Genomic DNA, 20,065 nt, shown 5'->3' with positions numbered 1-20,065 from the left:
TTATACGTTCAGGCCCGCTCGCCACGCCAGAGGTCCTCAATCCGCTCCCGTTCGCGAACCACCCTCCACGCCTCCCCGTCCACCATGACCTCGGCCGGGCGGGGGCGGGAGTTGTAGTTGGAAGCCATGCTCATCCCGTAAGCCCCGGCACTCATGAAGGCATACAGCTCGCCCGCCTGGGGGAGGACCAGGGACCGGGCCTTGGCCAGCACGTCCGTGGACTCACACACCGGCCCCACCACATCCACCTCCACCGCCTTCCCCCGCCGCTTCACCAGCGGCTGGAAGCCGTGGTGCGCCTCGTAGAGGGCCGGGCGGATGAGGTCGTTCATCCCCGCGTCCACCACCACGAAGTGCTTGGCCGGGGTCTTCTTCCGGTACAGCACGCGGGTGAGCAGCACGCCGGCATTGCCCACCAGCGCCCGGCCCGGCTCCAGCACCAGGTGCGCGCCGGTGCCCTTCGTCGCGTCCAGGACGGTGCGCGCGTACTCCTCGGGAGAGGGAGGCGTCTCGTCCGTGTACGTAATCCCCAGGCCGCCGCCCACGTCCAGGTACGCCAGCGGGTGCCCGGCCGCCTTCAGCTCCGTGTAGAGGCCGGCCACCTTGGTGAGGGCGGCGCGCATGGGCGAGGCCTGGGTGAGCTGCGAGCCGATGTGGCAGTCCAGCCCGGCCGCGCGCACGCCCTTCAGCTTCTTCGCGCGCGTGTAGAGGGCGACGGCCTCCTCGAAGGGGACGCCGAACTTGGACGTCTTCAGCCCGGTGGAGATGTAGCGGTGCGTGCGCGCGTCCACGTCCGGATTCACGCGCAGCGCGAAGGGCGCGCGGCGGCCCAGGCGGCGGCCCACCGCGTCCAGGGCGTCCAGTTCCTCGGCGCTCTCCACGTTGAAGAGGAGGATGCCGGCGGCCAGCGCCGCCTCCATCTCCTCCTGCGTCTTGCCCACGCCGGCGAACACCGTCTTCTCCGCCGCGCCGCCCGCCTGCTTCACCCGGGCCAATTCGCCGCCGGAGACGATGTCGAACCCGCCGCCCAGCCCCGCGAAGAGCCGGAGGATGGCGAGGTTGGAGTTCGCCTTCACCGAGTAGCAGATGAGGTGCGGCGTGGCGCCGAAGGCCTCCGACACCACCCGGAAGTGCCGGGTGAGCGTGGCCGCGGAGTACACGTAGGTGGGCGTGCCCACCGACTCGGCGATGGCCGGCAGCGGCACGCCCTCGGCGTGCAGCACGCCCTTGCGCCAGATGAAGTGGTTCACGTGGGCTCGGTGCCGGGGACGCCGGGCCCCGCGTCCGGAGTCGGCGAGATGGTCGGCCCCGACGGCTCGAGGGGACCGCGGGACGGGTCCTCCGGAGGCGGCTGCGTCTCCGTGGGAGGCGCGGGAGGCGGCACCGGCGGCTTCGGCGAGCCCTTGATGCCACACGCCACCAGCACCAGCGCGAGGCCGGTGGCGACACACACGGACGAGAGGACGCGGCGCATGGCTAGAAGCTGATGCCCAGCCAGCCGCGGATGGTCTGCGGCGTCTCGAAGTCGGCGCGCAGCGTGGGGTCGAACTCCTGCAGGCCGCTCATCGGGAACAGGATGCCGTACGCCACGCCCGCGATGAAGCCGTCCTCGGTCTTGTAGTCCGCGCCGACGTTGGCCTCCACGCCCAGCGCGCTGCTGGTGAAGGACGGGGTGGACTCCGAGTAGAGCGCCTGCGAGTAGATGAGGCGGGCGTACAGGTCGAAGCCCTCCGTAATCGTGTACTTGGCGGAGGGGCGCACGTAGAACGCGTCGGTGATGCCGCCGATGATTTCCCGCCAGAGGATGAGGTCCACGCGGTAGTCGCGGTTGAAGCGGAAGTTGCGGATGGCGTTGTCGGAGCAGCCGCCGGAGCCGCAGCGGAACTGCGGGCCTTCCGAGTCACCCGGCTCGGTGAAGCCGTTGTTGCCGGAGCCGGGGCGCGCCGGGTAGTTGCCGAAGCCGGGGGCCTTGTCGCCCGAGGCGAAGCCCACTTCCAGGCCAAGAGACAGCTTGTTCTTGGCCACCTTCACCTCGCCCTGGGCCACGCCGCCGAACTGGGCGACGCGCAGGCTCTGGTTCTGCGTGGGGTCGTTGATGCCGCCCACGTCCAGGGCGCGGTTGCCGATGTTGCCGAACATGCCGGCGAGCTCGAACTCCAGCCGCCAGCTGCGCTCCTCGTACCGCAGCCACAGGTCCGGGACGTAGAGCGACGCGGAGCGGGGGATGAAGCCCGTGCCGGTGCCGTTCTGGGTGCTGGCGTCGTACTCCCAGTTCTGCGTGCGGTAGGTGAAGTGCAGGCCGTACTGGAGCACGGCCTGGTTGTTGTCCAGCTTGGAGCGGATGACCGCGTCGGTGTCGCGGCGGGCAATCGCAAGCACCCAGCCGGTGCTGTCGTCGGACTGCGTCAGGTCCACCGGCTCGCCCTGCGAGCCACGCCCGTCGACGACGCCCTCGGCGTTGAAGTCGAGCATGGGCGTCACGTACCAGCCCTCGAAGGGGTTGGTGACGAACTGGATGCGGTCCACCGTGTCGCCGAAGTCGCAGTCGAAGCAGGTGCCGTCGTTGCGCAGCATGCCCAGGCCCCACTGGCTGCCCATGCGGCCGAAGCGCAGGATGCCCACCGGCGTCTTCACCTCGCCATAGGCGCGGCGAAGCTTGATGGAGTCCTCCAGCATGTCCACGGCGGAGTCCTGGCTCTCCGAGAACACGCCGAAGAGGTTGTGCTGGTCACCCGGGTAGAGGTTGTCCGGCTGCGAGCCCAGCACCACGTTGTCCAGACCGAGCACCTCCATCTTGAGGCTGACCTGCTCGGAGATGTTGAACACGGGCTCCATGCGCAGGCGCATGGTGGCGAAGGACTGGGTGTTCTCCCCGGCGCTGCGCGGCGAGCGCGGGAAGAGCTCCTGGCCGGGCTGCTTGCCCAGGTCGAACTTGTAGAAGAGCGTGGGGCGCAGGCGGAAGTAGCCGTCGAGCGTGAAGACCTCCAGCTTGCGCTTCTCCTCGGGGTACTCCTCGTTCCACTCGCTGGAGTCGACGGACTGCTTGGCGGCCTCGGCGCGGATCTCCTCGCGCAGTTCCTGCTTGGCGGCGTCCAGGTCCTCGCGGCTGACGGAGTCCCCCTGGGCGGCGGTGCCAGCGGCGGCGGGGGGCGGCTCGGCGGAGGGAGAAGCGGGCGCGGCGGGCGCGGCCTCGGTGGCGGCGGGCGCGGGCGCGCTACCGTCGGGCACCGGCGTCTGCGCGGTGGCCGTGGACGAAGCGACGAGCAGCGCCGCCAGCAGGGCGTGAGACATGGGCAACGTTCTCCAGGGCCGCTTGGGGCGGCCGGGTCTGAAAGGCGGGCGATTCAAGCCACGGGACATGGGGGTGTCAACGCTTACCGGCCCGGGGCTTCGACGCGTGAACGCCTGAGCGGGGCTGGCATTTCGGACAGAAGTGGGTGGTGCGGCCGGCCTGGGTGAAGGACTCGACGGGGGTCCCGCACCGGGAGCATGGGCCCCCGGCCCGGCCGTAGACGAGGAACGGGTTCTCCGAGCGTCCCTCCTCCAGGTACACCGGTTCCTCCCCCTCCTGCTCCTTCAGGCCGAAGTCGATGGTGGCCCGGATGGCGCCCACCAGACGCTTCCACTCGTCCGGGGAGAGGGAGGCGGGCTCCCGGGAGGGGTGGATTCCGGCGCGGAAGAGGGCCTCGGCGGCGTGGATGTTGCCCAGGCCGGTGATTCGCGCCTGGTCCATCAGCGCCACCTTGAGGGGCTGCCGGGAGGGGGCCACGGCCTTCTCGAGCTGGCCCGCGGTGAGGCCGTCCGCCAGCGGGTCCCTCCCCAGCGCCTTCACCACGTCCAGCTCCCGCAGCTGGGCGGCGGGGGCGGGCTCCAGCCGGCCGAACATGCGTGCATCGCTGAAGTGGAGGACGTGCCCGTCGTCGAGGTGGAAGCGGGCGCGGCTGTAGGGCTCGCCCTGCCCTTCCGTGCGACGGACGAACTTCCCTGTCATCCCCAGGTGGCCCAAGAGGCCCCGTCCTCCCTCGAAGGCGAAGAGGAGGTACTTGCCCCGGCGGACGAGGGACTCCAGGCGGCCGGACAGCTCGGTGAAGTGGCGGAGCTCGGCGCCGCGGAAGATGCGGGTGTCGTCGGCCTCGGCGCGGACGAGGCGCCGGCCGCTGAACCAGCGCACCAGGTTGCGCCGGGCGATCTCCACTTCCGGAAGCTCAGGCATCCGCCCCGGCACATAGCACCGCGAACGGGGCGCGCGCATTTCTTACTTGTCGTACCGCGCACACCGGCGCGAAGTTCTCCGCGCCGGGAATCCCCGCCTCCGTTATGAGGCGGGCTTCCGACCCAACACCCACCCATTCTCTGGAGGCAGCATGGCGGACGTTCCGCAGAAGAAGTACGCGCCGATGCAGTTCCCTCAGCTCAAGGGCCTCAAGGGGCTCAGCGACGCGGTCCTCGAGACGCACTTCAAGCTGTACGAGGGCTATGTCAACCGCACCAACAAGCTGACCGAGACGCTCTCGGGCCTGCAGCTCAAGGGTGAGGCCGCTGGCACCAACCCGGCCTACGCGGAGATGACCCGCCGGCTGGGCTTCGAGTACAACGGCATGGTCCTCCACGAGTACTACTTCGGCAACATGAAGCCGGGCGGCTCGGGCGCCACGCCGCCGGCGAAGCTGAAGAAGGCCATGGAGGAGAGCTTCGGCTCCTTCGAGAACTGGTTCGCGGACTTCAAGGCCGTGGCCACCATGCCGGGCATCGGCTGGGCCGTGACGTTCCAGGACCCGCGCACCGGGTGGCTGTCCAACCACTGGATCACCCTGCACGAGACCAACAACATCGCCGGCTTCAAGCCCATCATCATCATGGACGCGTGGGAGCACGCCTTCACGCCGGACTACAAGGCGAACGAGCGCGGCAAGTACGTGGACGCGTACTTCTCCAACATCGACTACGACGCCTGCGAAGGCCGGCTGAAGTAGTCCGTCGTCTTCCCGCCCGGCGAAAGGCTCAGGCCGATGGCTCCCCGCCGTCGTCCTCCTTCCGCCGGGACTCCGGGGTGCTGGACGTGGAGGCCTCGCCTTCGCCGCTCCGCTCCCGGACCTGGCGCGCCGAGGCCTGAGGGCGCAGTCGCAGCGAGCCCTGCTCGGGCAGCGGCGGTAGCGGCTGACCGGCCCGGAGCGCGGCCACGCTTCGCTCCAGCGCCGTGAGCAAATCACTCTGCGACGGCTGCCCCGCGGTGGCCCCCGCGTGCACCACGGGCCACTTCTCCGCCGCCTTCGGACGGGTGCGCGCCGCACGGCGCTCGATGAAGGCCAGGAGCCGCTCGCGGTGGACGTCGTGGTAGCGCTGGGGCTCGAAGTGCGTGGCGCGGGCCTCGACGAGGTGCAGCGCCGCCTCCAATTCGCGCTCCTGGGGACGCGCACCCGCGAGCGCCAGCTCCGCGAGGCTGTCCTGGGACACCACCTCCTCCGCGTAGTGGAGCGTGGACAGGAGCAGCCCCCGGCCATGGGGCCGCACCGAGCACAGGTGCCCCTTCTGGTAGAGCACGAAGCGGCCGATGCCCACGCGGCCCGCCTCGCGCAGCGTGGAGACCAGCAGCGAGTACGCGCGCTCGGCCCCCTCGGCGGGGACCAGGTGATAGGGCGTGTCGTAGTAGATGGGGTCTATCTCCCCTGCCTCCACGAAGTCCTCCAGCTCGATGACGCGGCTGGATTCCGGGTCGAACGCCTCCAATTCCCCGCGCGTCACCGCCACGTGGCGGCCGTCGTCGAGCGCATACCCCTTCACCACGTGCTCGTAGGCCACCTCCTCGCCGTCCGCCGAGCACACCCGCTTGTTCTGGATGCGGGCACCGTCCGCGTCGTGCAGCAGGTGGAATTGAACCTGCCTCGGGCTGACGGCGCTGTAGAGCTTCACCGGGACGCTCACCAGGCCGAAGCCCAGCGAGCCCACCCATACGGGACGTGACATCCGCGCCTCCCCGGGCGCCGCGCTCGGGGCACCCGTAACTTCAAAAATCCGTACCGAATCCCGAGGCCGCAAGGCTCGCCGGGCCCCCCGGTAGGAGCGCGGGCGGCACGGCGTGGGGCCTCACCCCGATTGGATGGATTCCGTCCGCTTCACGTCCTTGAGGGACGAAGCCCTACGCGGCGCTTGCCCGGAGGCGGGCGCTGCCCAAGAGTCGGGCCCGCTCCCGACGAAACAACTCATTGGAAAGAAAGGCACACCCGGTCATGCAACGAATCCTCTCGATGGTGCTGGGCCTCACCCTGGCGATGGGCCTCACGGCAGGCTGCGCGAAGCAGCGCATCCAGGCGGAGAAGGCCATTGCGTCCACCCTCATCTCCGACGAGCAGGAGGAGGAGCTGGGCAAGCAGGTGAAGGCGGAGCTCGAGACGAAGGAGAAGATCAAGTACGTCCAGGACGCCTCCATCGTCGACTACGTGAAGAGCATCTCCTCGCCCATCCTCAAGCAGGCGACGAAGGACCGGCCGGGCGTGAAGTGGAAGGTCAACGTCATCGACGACCCGAAGACGGTGAACGCGTTCGCCACGCCGGGCGGCTACCTGTACGTCTACACGGGCCTGCTCCTGGCGGCGGACACCGAGGCGGAGCTGGCCGGCGTCATGGCGCACGAGGCGGGCCACGTGGTGGGCCGGCACTCGGCGCGCGCCATGGTCAACCAGATGGGCCTGCAGACCGTCACCCAGGCGGCGTTGGGGAAGAACCCGGGCGCGGTGGGGACCATTGCCGCGCAGCTCGTGGGCGGCGGGACGATGCTCGCGCACGGCCGCAGCGAGGAGACCGAGGCCGACGAGTACGGCGCCCGCTATGCGTCCGGCGCCGGCTATGACCCGCGCGGGCTCATCACCTTCTTCCAGAAGCTCCAGAAGGAGCAGGGCGACTCGCCGGCCATCATGAAGTGGCTGAGCACGCACCCGACGAACAAGGACCGCATCGCGCACCTGCAGAAGGTCATCTCGCAGAACAACCTGCGCGGCAGCAACAACAGCCCGGGCGGGCTGCCGGCCATCCACCAGAAGCTGGGCAAGAAGTAGCCCGCGGCGCTCAGTGCAGGTGGGAGGGAGGCTCGCCCTCCAGCTCCGGAAGGGTGGGCTCGGGGGGCTGTCCCCGGGCCACCCGCCGCCTCCACCGGAAGCGCGCCAGCCGAGACTTCTTCGCGCTGCTGGCGCTCTTCGCCGCCCCGGGAGTCATCACGGGCGGCTCCAGCGGCGCGGGCTGGTTGAAGTCGCGAGCGCCCTTCTCCTTCCCCTCCGCGGACGCGTGCTCGAGGATGGCGTTGATTTCGCCGCCGAGGATGAAGACGAGCCCGGAGATGTAGAGCCACAACAGCAGCACCACGACGCCGCCGATGGAGCCGTAGGTGACGTTGTACTTGCCGAAGTGCTCCACGTACTGCGTGAAGCCCCAGGTACTCACCAGCCAGATGCCCGTGCCCAGCATGGAGCCGGGGGTGATGTACTTGAACTTCTGCTTCACGTCGGGGAGCAGGTAGTAGCAGAGCGCCAGCGCCAGCATCACCAGTGACGCGGTGAAGGGCCAGCGCAGCCAGGACCACACGAGATAGAACGCGTCGACGAGCTGCAGCTTGTCGGCGACCCACGCGCCCAGCCGCCCGCCGAGCAGGAAGATGGTGAAGGACAGCGGGATGAGCAGCGTGGCGACAAGCGTCACCAGCATGGCCAGCCCCTGCGTCTTCCAGAGGGGGCGGGACTCGGGCACGTCGTAGGCCAGGTTGAGCGCCTTGCGCAGGGCATCCACGCCGCGCGACGCCGTCCACAGGGCGATGATGAGGCCCGCCGTCAGCAGCTTCGGCCTCGGCTGGTTGACCAGCGACTGCAGGTGGCCCGTCACCAATTCCAGCGCGTCTCCGGGGACCAGCGGACGGATGCGGTCCACCATCGCGTCCACCGCGCCCGGTGCGAAGGGCATGTAGGCGACGAGCGTGAAGAGGAAGAAGAGGAACGGGAACAGGGAGAACAGCAGGTAGTACGAGAGCTGGGCGGCGATGTCGGTGACGGTGTCCTCCTGGAACTCCTTCACGAAGCGCCGGCCGAACTCACGCCATGTCAGGTGCTTGAGCCTGAACAACCGCATCTCCCCTCCTCGCTCACATCCCCCGGGGTGAGGAAGGTGGGAACGGTGGAGACGGTTGGCAGCAGGCGAGCAGGCAGGCGCCCGGCTGGACAGGCGCCGCCCGGGCCCGCTCAGGCGACGTTGGGCGGGAGGTATCTGCCCAGCAGTGGACGAAGTCGAGTGCGGACCTCGTCGGGGATGCGGGCCCGGTCGGTGGCGATGGCCAGCGCGAGCGCGGTGTCACAGCGGCAGCCGTTGCCGCGGGGCTCGCGAGGCTCGGCAATCCGGGGCAGCGCGCGGCGGACGAGGGCGGCGGCGCTGACGGTGGCGGCCTGGACGTTGTGGGAGACCTGCGTCAGCCGCTCCTCGTGCGCCTGTCCCGCAGGCGGGGGCCGCCACGAGTCGTAGTCGGTGGGAAGGGCCACCATCGCGTAGTGCAGCTCCGCCTCGCGCGCGAGCCGGGCCTCGGGCATGACGGTCATGCCCACCACGTCCGCGCCCGAGGCCTGGTACAGCAGGCTCTCCGCCCGGGTGCTGAGCGAGGGGCCCTCGATGCAGACGTAGGTGGCCTCGGGGTGGACGGTGGGACCCAGCGGGTCCGCGGCGGCGGCGAGCACGGTGCGGAGCGTGGCGCAGAAGGGGTTGCCCAGCTCCACGTGGACGGCGATGTCGTCGTAGAAGGTGCAGGGCCGGCGGTAGGTGCGGTCGATGACCTGGTCCGGCAGGACGAGCTGGAGCGGCTGGAGGTGCTCGCGCAGGCTGCCCACGGTGCCGGTGGCGAGGACGTGGGTGACGCCGAGCAGCTTCAGGGCGAAGAGGTTGGCGCGGTACGGGGCGCGGGTGGCGTTGTAGATGTGGCCGGGGCCGTGGCGGGACACGTAGACCACGGGTACGCCGTCCAGCTCGGTGGTGATGATGGGGCCGGCGTGGGGGCCGAAGGGTGTCTCCAGGGTGTGGGATTCCCCCCGACCGAGGACTCCGAGCGTCTGTCCGAGTCCGTGGCTCCCGATGATGCCCACCCTGACAGCCATGTGCCTCCTCTTGGCGTGAGTGCCGCGAACGCGAACCATAGCGCGGGCCCCTCGCGCCGTGAGGCGAGAAGACTGGTAGTTTTCGCATTCGTCATGCGTGCCTACCCGCTCCTCGCCCTGCTCTTCGCCTCCGGCCCCGCGGCCGCCGCCGTCCCCACCGGCTGCCAGGAGGACTACTCCTCGTGCAAGGAGGACTGCGCCATCGAGTACGGAGGCAGAGGGCGCGCCGTTTCGAAGCTGACCTCGTGCATGGCCGAGTGCCAGGAGACGCTGGACCACTGCGCCAACCGGCACTCGTCGCTGAAGGACCTGCCGCCCGGAGTGGCGGAGGACGATGCGCGTCCGGCTCGGAGGTCGGAGCCGGCGAAGAAGAAGTCGAAGAAGGACAAGGACAAGGAGGAGGACCCGTTCGGGGACGACGAGCCGGCGCCCAAGCGGTCGAGCCGGGACGACCCGTACGGTGATGTGCCGCCGTCCGACGCGAAGGGTGGGACGGAGAAGAGGGAGTCGTATCGGGCCTCGGAGGCGCCGCGTGAGCGTGAGGAGGTGCCCCCCGCGCCGGAGCCGGCGCCGACTCGTGGTGCCCCGGGCTCACGGGCGACGTCGAGCCGTGCAAACGCGGAGGAGATGGTGAAGGGGAGTTCCACGGAGGGTCCGAAGCGCGGTGGCTACCGGGCCTCGGACGTGGAGCCGGAGCCCGAGAAGTCGCTGGGGCTGGAGGACCTGGAGCCGCTGGACTCGAAGCCGGAGCCCGCGCCCGTGGCGAAGTCCGGGGGGAAGAGCGCGCCGGCGAAGTCCGAGCCGGAGAAGCCCGCCGCTTCCGCGAGCACGGAGGTGGAGAAGAAGGACCCGCTGCTGGATGAGGAGCCCGCCGTGCTGGCGGCGCCGCCGCCCACGAAGAAGCCCGCGACGACGACGAAGGCGCCGCCCAAGCCGACGCCGGCTCCTGCGCCCGCGCCCAAGAAGGACATCTCCGAGTGGGACCCGAACGGCGACTGAAGCGCGCCGCATCTCGGGGCTGAAACCACCGCCATGGGGGCCTCGGGACGCAATGTCCCGAGGCCCTTCGTCTTTCGACGTCAGCGCGGGCCACCGCGGGTCTACACGACGAGCACCGCCAGGCCCTGAAGCAGGCCCAGGGCCTGCTCACGGGAGGGGACCCCCGCCTCACGCACGAAGTGCTCGGGTGGAGGCTGGCTGCCCACTTCGTGCTCCAGCGCGCTCAGCGCCTCGCGGCGGGCCTGACGGATGCGCTCACGCTCCGGTGAGGTGAGACGCTCGGCGGCCCAGGCATCCACGGCCCAGGCCAGCTCGGCGTGGCGCAGCTCGTCCCGCGAGATGGGCTCCAGCGCGCGGCGCACCTCGGCGTCACCGGCGGTGCGTGCCTGCCAGCCCGTGACCAGGGCGCCGAATGTCTCGCGCACGCAGCCCTCGACGGCGTTCTCGGTGCACATGGCCTCCAGGGAGCGGGGCTGGAAGGGGGGGAGGTCCACCTCGGGCATGAGCGCTCCGTGGCGGCGGGCCAGGGCCTGCATGGCGCGGGTGTGGCGAACCTCGTCCCCGGCCGCGCGCCGTGCCGCCTTCACCAGGGCTTTGGGAGCACCGTGTGCGGCCAGCTCGTCGGCGAGCCGGAGGAAGGCCGGGACGGAGGCGGCCTCCAGCCAGGCCACGTGGGCATAGAGGGCACCGAGCTCGCAAGCTTGCTCATGCTGCAAGGACTCCCTCAATCCCTCTGGCCGGCGGCCATCACTGGAACACGCGTAGTAGTAACAGGTGGTCTTCCCTCCGGCCGCAGCCTCGAAACAATTGAGCGCGTGGTGTCCGATAGAGTCCAGGGGGCATCTGGCGCAAGACACTTTTCCATCCGACTCGTACCCGACGCCATCGACGGTCAGGGACTCCGGCCCGGTACTGCAGTCCTCGGAAGGACCGCATGCCGCCAGTGGGAGCATTGGCGCGGCGAGCAGCAGCCGGTACAGGGTGTGTCTCACCACGCGGTTCTTCGGCAGCAGCCCACTCTTTCGAAAAAACATGGAACCCCCTCGTCCACTGGGTCCAACCCCACGGCCTGATTGGCTCCTCTTGGACGGTCCGTCGTCAGCAGGAGCCGTGCCGCCCTCCCGCCAGCGGCCCGGACGCAGGGGCACGTGAGCAATCGAAGCCAGGAGCATGTCTGCCATTCATGACCTGGGGCCCATGAATTTCTGAGTCCGGGTTGGACGTTCAGAGAGCGCGAGGGCCACATGAGGCGGCGGGGCGTCGAGGCTCAACCTCTGGGCGGAGAGCGCGCAGCGCCTGGGCTGAAGTGGGCCCGCCAGCCCGCGACAATCCGAGGGGCCTCGGGAGCGTCTTCCTCGGGGAAGCCGGCCAGGAACTCCTTCTCGCCCTGGGGCGCGTAGGGCCCCTCCTTGACTTCGAGCACCACCGTGTCCGGCTCGAGCACCACGACGGAGTGAAACGTCCGCCCGGGCAACTCGATGCCCCAGTGTGCCCCACCCACCCGCAGGTGATGGAGAGAGTGGATGCGGCCGTCCTCCTCGAAGGCCAGCACTCCCAGGGCCCCCTGCACCACGCACAGCAGCTCGAAGCCATCGCGCCCCGGAGGACGCGGATGCCGGTGCGGCGGGACATAGGTCCCCGGCTGCAACGCGAGCAGCATCCGCTGCACGCGGCCCGTGGGGGCATGGAGGCAGTGCGTGGTGCGCAGGCGCTTGCTGGCGGTGGCCTCCGCGCAGAGCCGCAGCAGCAGCTCACGAGGCAGCGGCGTGGACTCGTTCATGCGGCTCGGAGAAGGAGGGCGAGGAGGTGGCGCTCAGGTGCTCACGGTACCACTCGGCAGTCTCCCGCAGTCCCTCCTCCAGGGCGTAGCGCGGGGCCCAGCCCAGGAGCCGCCGTGCCTTCTCGGCGGACACGTGCTGGTGGAAGATTTCCCCGTGCGAGGCAGGGAGGACGTCGGGCACGAGCTCCTCGCGGTGAAGCAGCCGTTGGAGCGTCCTCACCACGTCGAGCACCGTCCAGCTCCCGCCCATGGCGAAGTTGAACGCCTCGCCCCGGGCCATGCCCGCGTCGAGTCCGTCGAACATGGCCATGTAGGCCCGCACCGCGTCCCGCACGTAGAGGAAGTCACGCATGAAGTCCCCCTGCGGTGGCATGCGCACGAGCGGAGGCTGTCCGGCCAGCAGCCGGCGGACGGTGTTGGGAATGAGCCGGCTCCAGTTGAGGTCTCCGCCGCCGTAGATGTTGCCGAACCGTCCAATCGTCACGGGCAGGCCATAGCTGTGGGCATAGGCATGGGCGATGAGGTCCGCGCACGACTTCGAGACGTCATAGGGGTGGCGGCCCTGGAGCGGCATGTCCTCGGTGTAGGGGAGGACGGGGCTGTCACCATAGGCCTTGTCGCTGGAGGCGATGATGACGCGCCGGACGGTGTCGCTGTTCCGCCGGCACGCCTCCAGGACGTTGTACGTGCCGCGGACGTTCACCTCCATCGCCGTATGGGGCGACTGGAAGGCGCGCCCCTCGATGGAGATGGCCGCGAGGTGGAACACCGTGTCCACGCCCTGCTCCGCGAGGAGCCGCTCCAGCAGGGCGTAGTCCTCGACCTGCCCGATGACGTTGTGGACCCGCTGGACGAGGCCGCTCTGGACGAAGCGTCCCTGGGGCTCCCACTGCGAGAGCAGGTTGATGACGTACGCCCCCTGCTGGCGCAGGTACTCGGCGAGCCAGGAGCCCATGAAGCCCGAGGCGCCAGTGATGAGGACGCGATGCGAGGTCAGGATTCTATCGGTCGGCATGGTCACTCCGGGTGGAGGACGGTGCCGGCCTTCGTGACGGAGCCGGGCGAGCGTCCGCGGACACTCGCCTGGCCTGCGCTCAGGGGACGGCGCCGCAACCTCACTTGAAGCAGGCCGCGCGCTGGCGCGGTGCCCGCGAGTAGCGGTATCAGCTTCGTCCATCCAGATGAGCGCTGAAAACTCCTCAGGCTGCAGGCTCTACTACTTCGGCACGCGTGAGGAGGTCCGTCTCGGAGACCGCGTCCGCATCAAGCGCTGGCTCCTCAAGGACCGGGAAGGTGTCGTCTGCTACATCCCCGGCTCGGGTCCGCGCCATCCCGACCTGGATGTGCCTGAAGAAGGATTCCGGCACTGGGCCATCCTGCGTGATGACGGCATCCTCGTGCAGGTCATCTACGCACCGGAGCAGGTGCAGCCCGGGAAGAACATCGTGCTGCTCTCGCGCGGACACACGGAGAGCCTGTCTCCAACCCTGCGCCTCTCCTGACCGCTACGCCGCCTGCCGCTCCGCTTCCAGAGGCCCTCGAGGCCGGCGCCTGGCCGCGCGAGCGCACGTCCCAGGACGGAGAACGGCTCGCGACCCTCCTGCCTGGTGAGCGGTTGGAGTCTCTCTCCCCCTCCTCGGGCGCAGTGGCCCGGCGCGTCTGGCACGGCGTGTTCGTTGGATGCTATGCCGCCGCCGTATGGGAATCTTCCGACTCGCGGACACAGTCGAGTTGAACAACGCCTGGCTCGTCGGTCTGAGCGTGACGTTGCTGCTACTCGCCCTCTGGGCCGTGCTCGTGACCACCACCGCGCTGCTGTACCATGGCATCCGGCTGATGGGTGTGAAGGCGCTGGAGCAGGTGGCCGACGGCCTGCGCAAGCGCGCCCGGCTGAGCGCCGCCCTCCTGTCCTTCGTGGTGGTCTTCGTCGGCATCGCCGTGTTGGGCTTCTCCCTGTGGGCGAAGCAGGACCTGGAGCCCCACTTCACGGCCCTGCTGGCGGGGGTGACGCGGGAGGGGCTGGCGGCCCTGGGGCGCGGAGTGGGGCTGCTGCTGCTGCTGCTGGCGGCCTTCCTGGTGCTGGAGCGGGCGGCGCGCCAGCTCCTGGTGAAGCTCGAACGCAGGTTGAACGAGTGGCAACTGCGTCCGGAGCACAGGGAACATGCCCAGAAGGCGCTGGAGCAGGGGCCCAGCTTCATCAAGCTGGTGCTGGCCTACTTCGCGGTGGGCGTGGTGGTCACCTCGCTGCAACCCCCGGCCGCGCTGGAGTGGCTCGCGGGCACCACCATCTTCGTGCTGCTGTCCATCAGCGGCGGGCGCCTGGCGGTGTCCTTGCTGCACTTGATGTCGGGGCGGCTGGTCGAGTCCTGGGAGGTGAAGAGCAAGGACACGAAGTACGAGGAGTACTTCGTGTCCCTCAGCCGGCTGCTGCCGGTGGGGCAGAGGAGCCTGGAGGCCATCGTCTACATCTCGGTGGCGACGCTCATCGTCCGCCGGTTCCAGGGCCTGGAAGCCTTTGCTCCATACGGGCCGGTGCTCATCCGCGTCATCGCCCTGTTCTTCGCCGCCAGCGTCGTCGTGGAGTTCGTCCGGCTGCTCATCGCCCGGGCATTCAAGGTGGACGGCCCCGACCTGAATGATGCGGCCCGGCGGCGCAACACCTTCGTCGCCCTCATCCAGAGCGCCTCCAAGTACCTGGTCTACTTCCTGGTCGGGATGATGGTGCTCAGCGACCTGGGCGTGGACCCCACCCCCATCCTTGCGGGCGCCGGCATCGTCGGCCTCACCGTGGGCCTGGGCTCGCAGGCCATCGTCACGGACCTGGTCAACGGCATCTTCCTGCTCTTCGAGGACCAGATATTGAACGGCGACTACATCCGCATCAACGAGACCGAGGGCGTGGTGGAGGAGATAACGCCTCGCATTACCCGCATTCGCGACCGCTTCGGGCGCCTTCACATCCTCCGCAATGGCGAAGTCAAGAATGTCATCAATTACAGTCGCGGCTGGACACTGGCGGTCGTGGACATGGCCGTGGCCTATGAGTGCGACTTGAAGAAGGTGATGGATGTGATTCGCCAGGTCTGCGAGCAGGTGCCCATGCTCGCGCAGGGCAAGGTGTCCGAGATGCCCAAGCTGCTGGGTATCGAGAGCATGGACGAGAGCTGGATGACCGTGCGCATTGAAGCCAGGGTGCAGCCAGGGACGCACTTCGATGTGAAGCGGCTGCTCAACCGGCTGCTGTTCGAGGCCTTCAACGCCAACGGCCTGGAAATCCCCTACCCCAAGTCGGTGCAATACGAGGGCGCCACGTTGCTTCCCGCCCCCCTCGCCGCGCCGCCGCAGGAGGAACCCCAGGCCCTCGCCGTCGCGAACCGGTAGGGGCGCCCGGTTTCAGCGCTACGCTGCCTGCCGCTCCGCTTCCGGAGGCACCGGCGCCGAAGGCGGAGGCCGCACGTGCGCCGTCTGCGTCAACCGCACGCCCGCGAGCACGAGCACACCGCCCACCGCAATCTCCCAGTGCAGCGACTCGCCCAGCAGCAGCCACGCGGCCACTGCGGTGGTCGGGGGCTGGAGGTTGGAGAAGATGGCCACCTTCGACGCCGGCACCTTCGAGAGCGCGTAGTACCAGATGAGGTACGCCACCACCGACGTGAGCAGCCCCAGGTACACGATGGAGCCCTTCGCCGCGTTGCTCGCCGCCATCACCTCGGCGGGCCTCGCCATGAACGGCGCCATGAGCAACATCATCAGCGTCGCCGCCACCATGCTCCACGCCGTCGCGCGAATCGTCCCGTGCGCCGCCACGAAGGGCTTGCCCTCCGTCGTGTACCCCACCCACGCCACCACCGCGCCGAGGATGAGCAAATCCCCCATCAATGAGCCGCTCGCGTCCGCCAGCCCCCGGCCCAGCAGCAGCACCACCACACCCGCGAAGGCCGTGGCGATGCCACCCACCGCGCGCAGCGAGGCCCGCTCATGCCCTCGCGCCAGGCTCAGCAGGTACACGCCCAGAGGCGTGAGCGAATAGAACAGCGCCGCGTGCGCCGCCGAGGACTTCGACAGGCCATAGAAGAAGAACGCCTGGTTCACCGGCCCCGCCAGCAGCCCCAGTCCCAGCACCCGCTTCCACTCATGGCGCGGCGGCAGCTTCGGTCCCGGCGTCAGCCCCAGCAGCAGCACGAACACCGCGCCGCTCAGGATGAAGCGCCACAGCACCACCGTGAGCGGCGGCAACTCCGTCATCGCCCGCTTGCCAGCAAGGTACGTGCCCGCGCTGATGAGGACCTGGACGCACATCCCGGCGTACACCAGGCCCAGCGACGAGGAGGCAGCGGTGGAAGTCAGGGGTCGAGCTGGCTGAGCGCCCATTGCGCCGCTGTACGTACCAACTCGCTCGTGTCGCCGCAGAGCTTTTCGAGCAAGTGCCGGGCATCCGCCTGCTTCGCGACGCCCAGCGCATACACCGCGTTGCGGCGCAGCCCGTCGTACCGTGCGCGTGCCAGCGCTGTACCGGGTACCAGGTGCTCATACTGTTCCGGTGTGAGCCCCGCCAACTCCAGCGTCCCCAGCTCCGCCACCGCTCGCGGCGCGAAGCGCGGATGTTCCGCGAACACCGGACGGCGATTCAGCGGACACACCTGCTGGCAGATGTCGCAGCCGAAGATGAGGTTGTCGAACTTGAGCCGGAACGCCTCGGGCACCTCGCGCTCACGGTTCTCAATCGTCTGGTAGGAGAGGCACGCCCGCGCGTCCACGCGGCCATTGCCCACCAGCGCTCCCGTGGGACAGGACATGAGGCAGCGGCGGCATGAACCACAGCGGTCCGCCGCCGGGCCCTCCCCGTACGCGTCTACCTCCGCGTCCAGGATGAGCGTGGCCAGCAGCACCCACGAGCCATAGGGCTCGGTGATGAAGCAGCCGTTCTTCCCCACGTACCCCAGCCCCGCGCGCGCCGCCCACACCTTCTCCATCAGCGGGCCACTGTCCACGCTCCCGTAGGTGCCCACGCCAGGGAACATGGCGACCACCGACTTGCGGAAGGCCTTCATCCTGTCGCGCAGTGTGGAGTGGTAGTCACGCCCCCGCGCGTAGCGGGCAATCGGCGAGTCCACCGACTGCGCGTCGTCCCGCCAGTAGTTGTTCGCGAAGGAGATGACCGTCCTCGCGCCCGGGAGCAGCTTCTGCACGTCCAGGCGCTCGGCGGCCCGCTCTCCCATCCAGTCCATGTCCGCCGCGTAGCCGGACTCCAGCCACTCCATCAGGAAGGTGGGCGGAATCGGCTCCGCGCGCGAGAAGCCCACCAGGTCGAAGCCAACGAGGCTGGCGAGCTCGCGAAGCTGGGAGGTGGGCAGCGGATTCATCGGGCGTCTTCTACGGCGTGCTCTTCTTCTCCGGTATCCACTTCACGTCCGGGACGCCAGCCCGGTGGTTCGCCAGCCGGGCCATGACGAAGAGCAAATCGGAGAGCCGGTTCAGGTAGACGACCACGGCCTGCGGAATCTTTCCCTCGCGCAACAGTGGCACCGTGCGGCGCTCCGTGCGGCGGCACACGGTGCGCGCCAGGTGCAGCGCGGCGGCGGCCTGGGTGCCCCCAGGGAGGATGAAGTGGGTCATCTTCGGCAGCTCGGCCTCGAAGCCGTCGATGGCGCGCTCCATGTCCTCCGCCCACTCCGCCTTCAGCTCGGGAATGTACGAGGACGCCTTCGTGTCCGCGGGTGTCGCCATCACCGCGCCCAGCGTGAAGAGCTGGTCCTGGAGGCGCTGCAGCAGCGCATCCATGTCCGCCGGCATCGGGAAGCCGCGCGCCAGGCCGATGGTGGCGTTCAGCTCGTCCACCTCGCCATACGCGTCCACGCGTTCGTCGTCCTTCGCGACGCGTCCGCCACCGAACAGGCCCGTCTCTCCGGCATCACCCGTCTTCGTGTAGATCTTCATCGTTGGCGGGCTTGTAACGGCACCGCGTGTGCGCCGTCCACGGGAAGCCGCGCGCGGCGTCAAGGACTTGATCCACCGCGCAAGCGATCCTACATGGCCGTATGCGGCAATATCTGTCCCTCGTTGACCACGTCCTCACCCATGGGGCGAAGAAGGGCGACCGAACCGGCACGGGCACGCTCAGCGTCTTCGGCCACCAACTGCGGTTCGACCTCACGCAGGGCTTCCCGCTCGTCACGACGAAGAAGCTGCACGTGAAGTCCATCCTCCACGAGCTGCTGTGGATGCTCGCGGGGGACACCAACGTGCGCTCGCTCCAGGCGCACAACGTCACCATCTGGGACGAGTGGGCCAACGCGGACGGCAGCCTCGGCCCCGTCTACGGCCACCAGTGGCGCTCTTGGACCGCGCCCAACGGTGAACACATCGACCAGATGAAGGGGCTGGTGGAGGGGCTGAAGAAGAACCCCGACTCGCGCCGGCACATCGTCAGCGCGTGGAACGTGGCGGACCTGCCGTCCATGAAGCTGCCGCCCTGCCACGTGCTCTTCCAGTTCTACGTGGCCGACGGGAAGCTGTCCTGCCAGCTCTACCAGCGCAGCGCGGACATCTTCCTCGGGCTGCCGTTCAACATCGCCTCGTACTCGCTGCTGACGATGATGGTGGCGCAGGTGACGGGCCTGAAGGCGCACGAGTTCATCCACACCGTGGGCGACGCGCACCTGTACCTCAACCACGTGGAGCAGGCGAAGACGCAGCTCGCGCGCGAGCCGAAGCCCCTGCCCCGCATGCGCATCAACCCCGACGTGAAGGACCTGTTCGCCTTCAAGTACGAGGACTTCACGCTCGAGGACTACGAGCCGCACCCCGCCATCAAGGCGCCCGTGGCCGTATGAGACTGTCCGCCATCGTCGCCATGGCCTCCAACCGGGTCATCGGCGCCGGCAACCAGCTCCCGTGGCGCCTGTCCGCGGACTTGGCCCGCTTCAAGAAGCTCACCATGGGCCACACCCTGGTCATGGGTCGCAAGACGTACGAGTCCATCGGCCGCCCGCTCCCGGGCCGCACCTTCGTCGTCGTCACCCGGCAGCAGGACTACGCGCCCCAGGGCGTCACGGTGGCGCACTCGGTGGACGAGGCGCTCTCGCTGGCCCAGGCACGCGGCGACGACGAGGTGTTCATCGCCGGTGGCGCGGACCTCTACGCGCAGACGATGGACCGCTGGAACCGGCTCTACCTCACCCGCATCGCCCGCGAGTTTCCCGGCGACACGTACTTCCCCGAGGTGGACCTGTCCGGCTGGCGGCTCGTCGAGGACGAGCAGCACCCGGAGGCCGAGCTGCCCCACGCGTTCCTCACGTACGAGCGCTGAGGCGCGTCCGCGTCACTTGAACAGGCGGAAGAAGCGGAACGCCTTCGGCCACTCGCGCCGGGGCTTGAAGGCGATGGCCACCTCCTGCCCGCCCAGGGAGGACTCGGTGAGCACCACGTGGCCCTCGCAGGCCCGGCCCTGCTCGAACTCCGCGTCCGACACCCGGCACACGGCCTTGTAGAACGGACCGGCGAGCCACTCGGCCACCTCGGGCGTGTCCTTGAACTTGAGGTACGCCGCGAGCGACGCGTGCGCCGCCGCCAGCACCGCGTGCCCGGTGGGCACCGACTCGCGGATGAGGATGTACATCTTCAGCGGCGCGGCGGGCTTCGGGGCGGGGACATCCAGGTCCATGGGGCATGGACGCCCTACTCTCCGGCTGCTGACATCCTGACCGCCCAGGGAGTGCCCGTCCGAGCGGGCGCCCCGCTTGACGGCTGCTGGCACCCCGCCGGTACGTGCCCACTTCCACGGCATGCAGACCGCCATCACCACCCGTCCCGCCGACTTCCCCTGGCGCGTCGCGGCCCTGGCCAGCGCCGCCGCGCTCACCGCCGCCAACAGCGCCGCGCTCACCGTCTCCCTGCGACTCGCCTCCCGGCTCCGGGCCCGCGGTCTTCCCCGGCCCCGCGTCTTCCCCGCGCTCGCCTCGGGTGCCACCGCCCTGGGCGCCCTCACCCTGGGGGCGCTCAGCGTCGGCGCGCTCGCCATCGGTGCGCTCGCCATCGGCACCCTGGCCATCGGCCGGCTCCGGGGTGGGGATTGGAAGGTGGACAGTCTGCGCATCCACTCGCTCCAGGTGGAGCAGTGGACCGGCCCCACCCGTCCCGCCTTATCGAGCGTCTGATGCGTCGT

22 protein-coding genes are annotated in these 20,065 nt (G+C 69.4%); 8 read left to right on the top strand and 14 right to left on the bottom strand.

Annotated features, from left to right (window positions below; translation table 11 throughout):
- Positions 1 to 8 precede the first annotated feature (8 nt).
- From lysA to mutM, 4 genes are all read right to left on the bottom strand, one after another.
- Complete coding sequence (gene lysA / locus G4D86_RS33295; RefSeq protein ID WP_163998118.1) at positions 9 to 1,250, bottom strand: diaminopimelate decarboxylase; 1,242 nt, start codon at positions 1,248 to 1,250, stop codon at positions 9 to 11.
- Positions 1,247 to 1,474 (bottom strand): hypothetical protein, encoded by a 228-nt coding sequence (locus G4D86_RS33290; RefSeq protein ID WP_205519925.1) that lies wholly within the window; start codon positions 1,472 to 1,474, stop codon positions 1,247 to 1,249. Before G4D86_RS33290 ends, lysA begins: the two co-directional genes overlap by 4 nt.
- A 2-nt stretch (positions 1,475 to 1,476) precedes the next feature.
- Positions 1,477 to 3,291 (bottom strand): TIGR04551 family protein, encoded by a 1,815-nt coding sequence (locus G4D86_RS33285; RefSeq protein ID WP_163998117.1) that lies wholly within the window; start codon positions 3,289 to 3,291, stop codon positions 1,477 to 1,479.
- Between the two features lie 76 nt (positions 3,292 to 3,367).
- A complete protein-coding gene (mutM, locus tag G4D86_RS33280; protein WP_163998116.1) occupies positions 3,368 to 4,213 on the bottom strand; it encodes a bifunctional DNA-formamidopyrimidine glycosylase/DNA-(apurinic or apyrimidinic site) lyase in 846 nt (281 codons plus the stop codon).
- Positions 4,214 to 4,364: 151 nt separating this feature from the next.
- On the opposite strand from mutM, the gene G4D86_RS33275 reads away from it, so the two are divergent.
- Positions 4,365 to 4,973: a superoxide dismutase gene (locus tag G4D86_RS33275; RefSeq protein ID WP_163998115.1), complete on the top strand. Its 609-nt coding sequence runs from the start codon at positions 4,365 to 4,367 to the stop codon at positions 4,971 to 4,973.
- A gap of 28 nt (positions 4,974 to 5,001) precedes the next feature.
- On the opposite strand, the gene ku is transcribed toward G4D86_RS33275, so the two are convergent.
- Positions 5,002 to 5,964 (bottom strand): non-homologous end joining protein Ku, encoded by a 963-nt coding sequence (ku, locus tag G4D86_RS33270; protein ID WP_163998114.1) that lies wholly within the window; start codon positions 5,962 to 5,964, stop codon positions 5,002 to 5,004.
- Positions 5,965 to 6,227: 263 nt separating this feature from the next.
- Between ku and G4D86_RS33265 the strand changes: the two genes are divergently transcribed.
- The gene (locus G4D86_RS33265; RefSeq protein ID WP_163998113.1) at positions 6,228 to 7,052 is read left to right on the top strand and encodes a M48 family metallopeptidase; all 825 of its coding nucleotides are present in this window, start codon (positions 6,228 to 6,230) and stop codon (positions 7,050 to 7,052) included.
- 10 nt (positions 7,053 to 7,062) lie between these two features.
- On the opposite strand, the gene G4D86_RS33260 is transcribed toward G4D86_RS33265, so the two are convergent.
- Both G4D86_RS33260 and G4D86_RS33255 read right to left on the bottom strand, forming a co-directional pair.
- Positions 7,063 to 8,112 (bottom strand): YihY/virulence factor BrkB family protein, encoded by a 1,050-nt coding sequence (locus G4D86_RS33260; protein WP_163998112.1) that lies wholly within the window; start codon positions 8,110 to 8,112, stop codon positions 7,063 to 7,065.
- A 110-nt stretch (positions 8,113 to 8,222) separates the two neighbouring features.
- Positions 8,223 to 9,122 (bottom strand): MTAP family purine nucleoside phosphorylase, encoded by a 900-nt coding sequence (locus G4D86_RS33255; protein ID WP_163998111.1) that lies wholly within the window; start codon positions 9,120 to 9,122, stop codon positions 8,223 to 8,225.
- 93 nt (positions 9,123 to 9,215) lie between these two features.
- On the opposite strand from G4D86_RS33255, the gene G4D86_RS33250 reads away from it, so the two are divergent.
- Complete coding sequence (locus tag G4D86_RS33250) at positions 9,216 to 10,121, top strand: hypothetical protein (protein WP_163998110.1); 906 nt, start codon at positions 9,216 to 9,218, stop codon at positions 10,119 to 10,121.
- A gap of 101 nt (positions 10,122 to 10,222) precedes the next feature.
- Here the strand turns inward: G4D86_RS33250 and G4D86_RS33245 are convergent, their stop codons facing one another.
- From G4D86_RS33245 to G4D86_RS33235, 3 genes are all read right to left on the bottom strand, one after another.
- Positions 10,223 to 10,837: a hypothetical protein gene (locus G4D86_RS33245; protein ID WP_163998109.1), complete on the bottom strand. Its 615-nt coding sequence runs from the start codon at positions 10,835 to 10,837 to the stop codon at positions 10,223 to 10,225.
- A 551-nt stretch (positions 10,838 to 11,388) separates the two neighbouring features.
- The gene (locus G4D86_RS33240) at positions 11,389 to 11,901 is read right to left on the bottom strand and encodes a WbuC family cupin fold metalloprotein (protein ID WP_163998108.1); all 513 of its coding nucleotides are present in this window, start codon (positions 11,899 to 11,901) and stop codon (positions 11,389 to 11,391) included.
- On the bottom strand, positions 11,873 to 12,916 hold the full coding sequence (locus G4D86_RS33235; protein ID WP_163998107.1) for an NAD-dependent epimerase/dehydratase family protein: 1,044 nt from the start codon (positions 12,914 to 12,916) through the stop codon (positions 11,873 to 11,875). The genes G4D86_RS33240 and G4D86_RS33235 overlap by 29 nt, the downstream gene beginning before the upstream one ends.
- 166 nt (positions 12,917 to 13,082) lie before the next feature.
- Between G4D86_RS33235 and G4D86_RS33230 the strand changes: the two genes are divergently transcribed.
- Both G4D86_RS33230 and G4D86_RS33225 read left to right on the top strand, forming a co-directional pair.
- Complete coding sequence (locus G4D86_RS33230) at positions 13,083 to 13,403, top strand: hypothetical protein (protein ID WP_163998106.1); 321 nt, start codon at positions 13,083 to 13,085, stop codon at positions 13,401 to 13,403.
- 196 nt (positions 13,404 to 13,599) lie between these two features.
- A complete protein-coding gene (locus G4D86_RS33225) occupies positions 13,600 to 15,282 on the top strand; it encodes a mechanosensitive ion channel family protein (RefSeq protein ID WP_205519924.1) in 1,683 nt (560 codons plus the stop codon).
- 18 nt (positions 15,283 to 15,300) lie between these two features.
- Here the strand turns inward: G4D86_RS33225 and G4D86_RS33220 are convergent, their stop codons facing one another.
- The 3 genes from G4D86_RS33220 to G4D86_RS33210 are packed head-to-tail and all read right to left on the bottom strand — an operon-like array spanning position 15,301 to position 17,838.
- Positions 15,301 to 16,272 (bottom strand): DMT family transporter, encoded by a 972-nt coding sequence (locus G4D86_RS33220; RefSeq protein ID WP_163998105.1) that lies wholly within the window; start codon positions 16,270 to 16,272, stop codon positions 15,301 to 15,303.
- A complete protein-coding gene (gene queG / locus G4D86_RS33215; protein WP_163998104.1) occupies positions 16,245 to 17,264 on the bottom strand; it encodes a tRNA epoxyqueuosine(34) reductase QueG in 1,020 nt (339 codons plus the stop codon). The genes G4D86_RS33220 and queG overlap by 28 nt, the downstream gene beginning before the upstream one ends.
- Before the next feature lie 10 nt (positions 17,265 to 17,274).
- Positions 17,275 to 17,838, bottom strand: a complete 564-nt coding sequence (locus G4D86_RS33210; RefSeq protein WP_163998103.1) for a cob(I)yrinic acid a,c-diamide adenosyltransferase — start codon at positions 17,836 to 17,838, stop codon at positions 17,275 to 17,277.
- 101 nt (positions 17,839 to 17,939) lie between these two features.
- Here G4D86_RS33210 and G4D86_RS33205 point away from each other — a divergent pair, with 101 nt between their 5' ends.
- Positions 17,940 to 18,734, top strand: coding sequence for a thymidylate synthase (locus G4D86_RS33205; protein WP_163998102.1), 795 nt, complete (start codon positions 17,940 to 17,942; stop codon positions 18,732 to 18,734).
- Entirely contained in the window at positions 18,731 to 19,210 is a 480-nt protein-coding gene (locus G4D86_RS33200) for a dihydrofolate reductase (protein ID WP_163998101.1), read from the top strand. Before G4D86_RS33205 ends, G4D86_RS33200 begins: the two co-directional genes overlap by 4 nt.
- A 12-nt stretch (positions 19,211 to 19,222) precedes the next feature.
- Here G4D86_RS33200 and G4D86_RS33195 read toward each other — a convergent pair whose 3' ends face one another.
- Positions 19,223 to 19,564, bottom strand: coding sequence for a hypothetical protein (locus tag G4D86_RS33195; protein WP_163998100.1), 342 nt, complete (start codon positions 19,562 to 19,564; stop codon positions 19,223 to 19,225).
- A 121-nt stretch (positions 19,565 to 19,685) separates the two neighbouring features.
- On the opposite strand from G4D86_RS33195, the gene G4D86_RS33190 reads away from it, so the two are divergent.
- Entirely contained in the window at positions 19,686 to 20,057 is a 372-nt protein-coding gene (locus tag G4D86_RS33190; protein ID WP_163998099.1) for a hypothetical protein, read from the top strand.
- Positions 20,058 to 20,065 lie beyond the last annotated feature (8 nt).

Source organism: Pyxidicoccus caerfyrddinensis, from assembly GCF_010894405.1.
Lineage (GTDB): Bacteria > Myxococcota > Myxococcia > Myxococcales > Myxococcaceae > Myxococcus > Myxococcus caerfyrddinensis.
Note: the sequence above shows the minus strand (reverse complement) of the source record. Positions and strands in the feature narration are given on the sequence as shown.

Excerpts from the sequence above, each read along its gene's own strand:
- G4D86_RS33290 (WP_205519925.1), bottom strand. The coding sequence starts at position 1,474 with ATGCGCCGCGTCCTCTCGTCCGTGTGTGTCGCCACCGGCCTCGCGCTG.
- G4D86_RS33285 (WP_163998117.1), bottom strand. The coding sequence starts at position 3,291 with ATGTCTCACGCCCTGCTGGCGGCGCTGCTCGTCGCTTCGTCCACGGCC.
- mutM (WP_163998116.1), bottom strand. The coding sequence starts at position 4,213 with ATGCCTGAGCTTCCGGAAGTGGAGATCGCCCGGCGCAACCTGGTGCGC.
- G4D86_RS33275 (WP_163998115.1), top strand. The coding sequence starts at position 4,365 with ATGGCGGACGTTCCGCAGAAGAAGTACGCGCCGATGCAGTTCCCTCAG.
- ku (WP_163998114.1), bottom strand. The coding sequence starts at position 5,964 with ATGTCACGTCCCGTATGGGTGGGCTCGCTGGGCTTCGGCCTGGTGAGC.
- G4D86_RS33265 (WP_163998113.1), top strand. The coding sequence starts at position 6,228 with ATGCAACGAATCCTCTCGATGGTGCTGGGCCTCACCCTGGCGATGGGC.
- G4D86_RS33260 (WP_163998112.1), bottom strand. The coding sequence starts at position 8,112 with ATGCGGTTGTTCAGGCTCAAGCACCTGACATGGCGTGAGTTCGGCCGG.
- G4D86_RS33255 (WP_163998111.1), bottom strand. The coding sequence starts at position 9,122 with ATGGCTGTCAGGGTGGGCATCATCGGGAGCCACGGACTCGGACAGACG.
- G4D86_RS33250 (WP_163998110.1), top strand. The coding sequence starts at position 9,216 with ATGCGTGCCTACCCGCTCCTCGCCCTGCTCTTCGCCTCCGGCCCCGCG.
- G4D86_RS33240 (WP_163998108.1), bottom strand. The coding sequence starts at position 11,901 with ATGAACGAGTCCACGCCGCTGCCTCGTGAGCTGCTGCTGCGGCTCTGC.
- G4D86_RS33235 (WP_163998107.1), bottom strand. The coding sequence starts at position 12,916 with ATGCCGACCGATAGAATCCTGACCTCGCATCGCGTCCTCATCACTGGC.
- G4D86_RS33230 (WP_163998106.1), top strand. The coding sequence starts at position 13,083 with ATGAGCGCTGAAAACTCCTCAGGCTGCAGGCTCTACTACTTCGGCACG.
- G4D86_RS33225 (WP_205519924.1), top strand. The coding sequence starts at position 13,600 with ATGGGAATCTTCCGACTCGCGGACACAGTCGAGTTGAACAACGCCTGG.
- G4D86_RS33220 (WP_163998105.1), bottom strand. The coding sequence starts at position 16,272 with ATGGGCGCTCAGCCAGCTCGACCCCTGACTTCCACCGCTGCCTCCTCG.
- queG (WP_163998104.1), bottom strand. The coding sequence starts at position 17,264 with ATGAATCCGCTGCCCACCTCCCAGCTTCGCGAGCTCGCCAGCCTCGTT.
- G4D86_RS33210 (WP_163998103.1), bottom strand. The coding sequence starts at position 17,838 with ATGAAGATCTACACGAAGACGGGTGATGCCGGAGAGACGGGCCTGTTC.
- G4D86_RS33205 (WP_163998102.1), top strand. The coding sequence starts at position 17,940 with ATGCGGCAATATCTGTCCCTCGTTGACCACGTCCTCACCCATGGGGCG.
- G4D86_RS33200 (WP_163998101.1), top strand. The coding sequence starts at position 18,731 with ATGAGACTGTCCGCCATCGTCGCCATGGCCTCCAACCGGGTCATCGGC.
- G4D86_RS33195 (WP_163998100.1), bottom strand. The coding sequence starts at position 19,564 with ATGGACCTGGATGTCCCCGCCCCGAAGCCCGCCGCGCCGCTGAAGATG.
- G4D86_RS33190 (WP_163998099.1), top strand. The coding sequence starts at position 19,686 with ATGCAGACCGCCATCACCACCCGTCCCGCCGACTTCCCCTGGCGCGTC.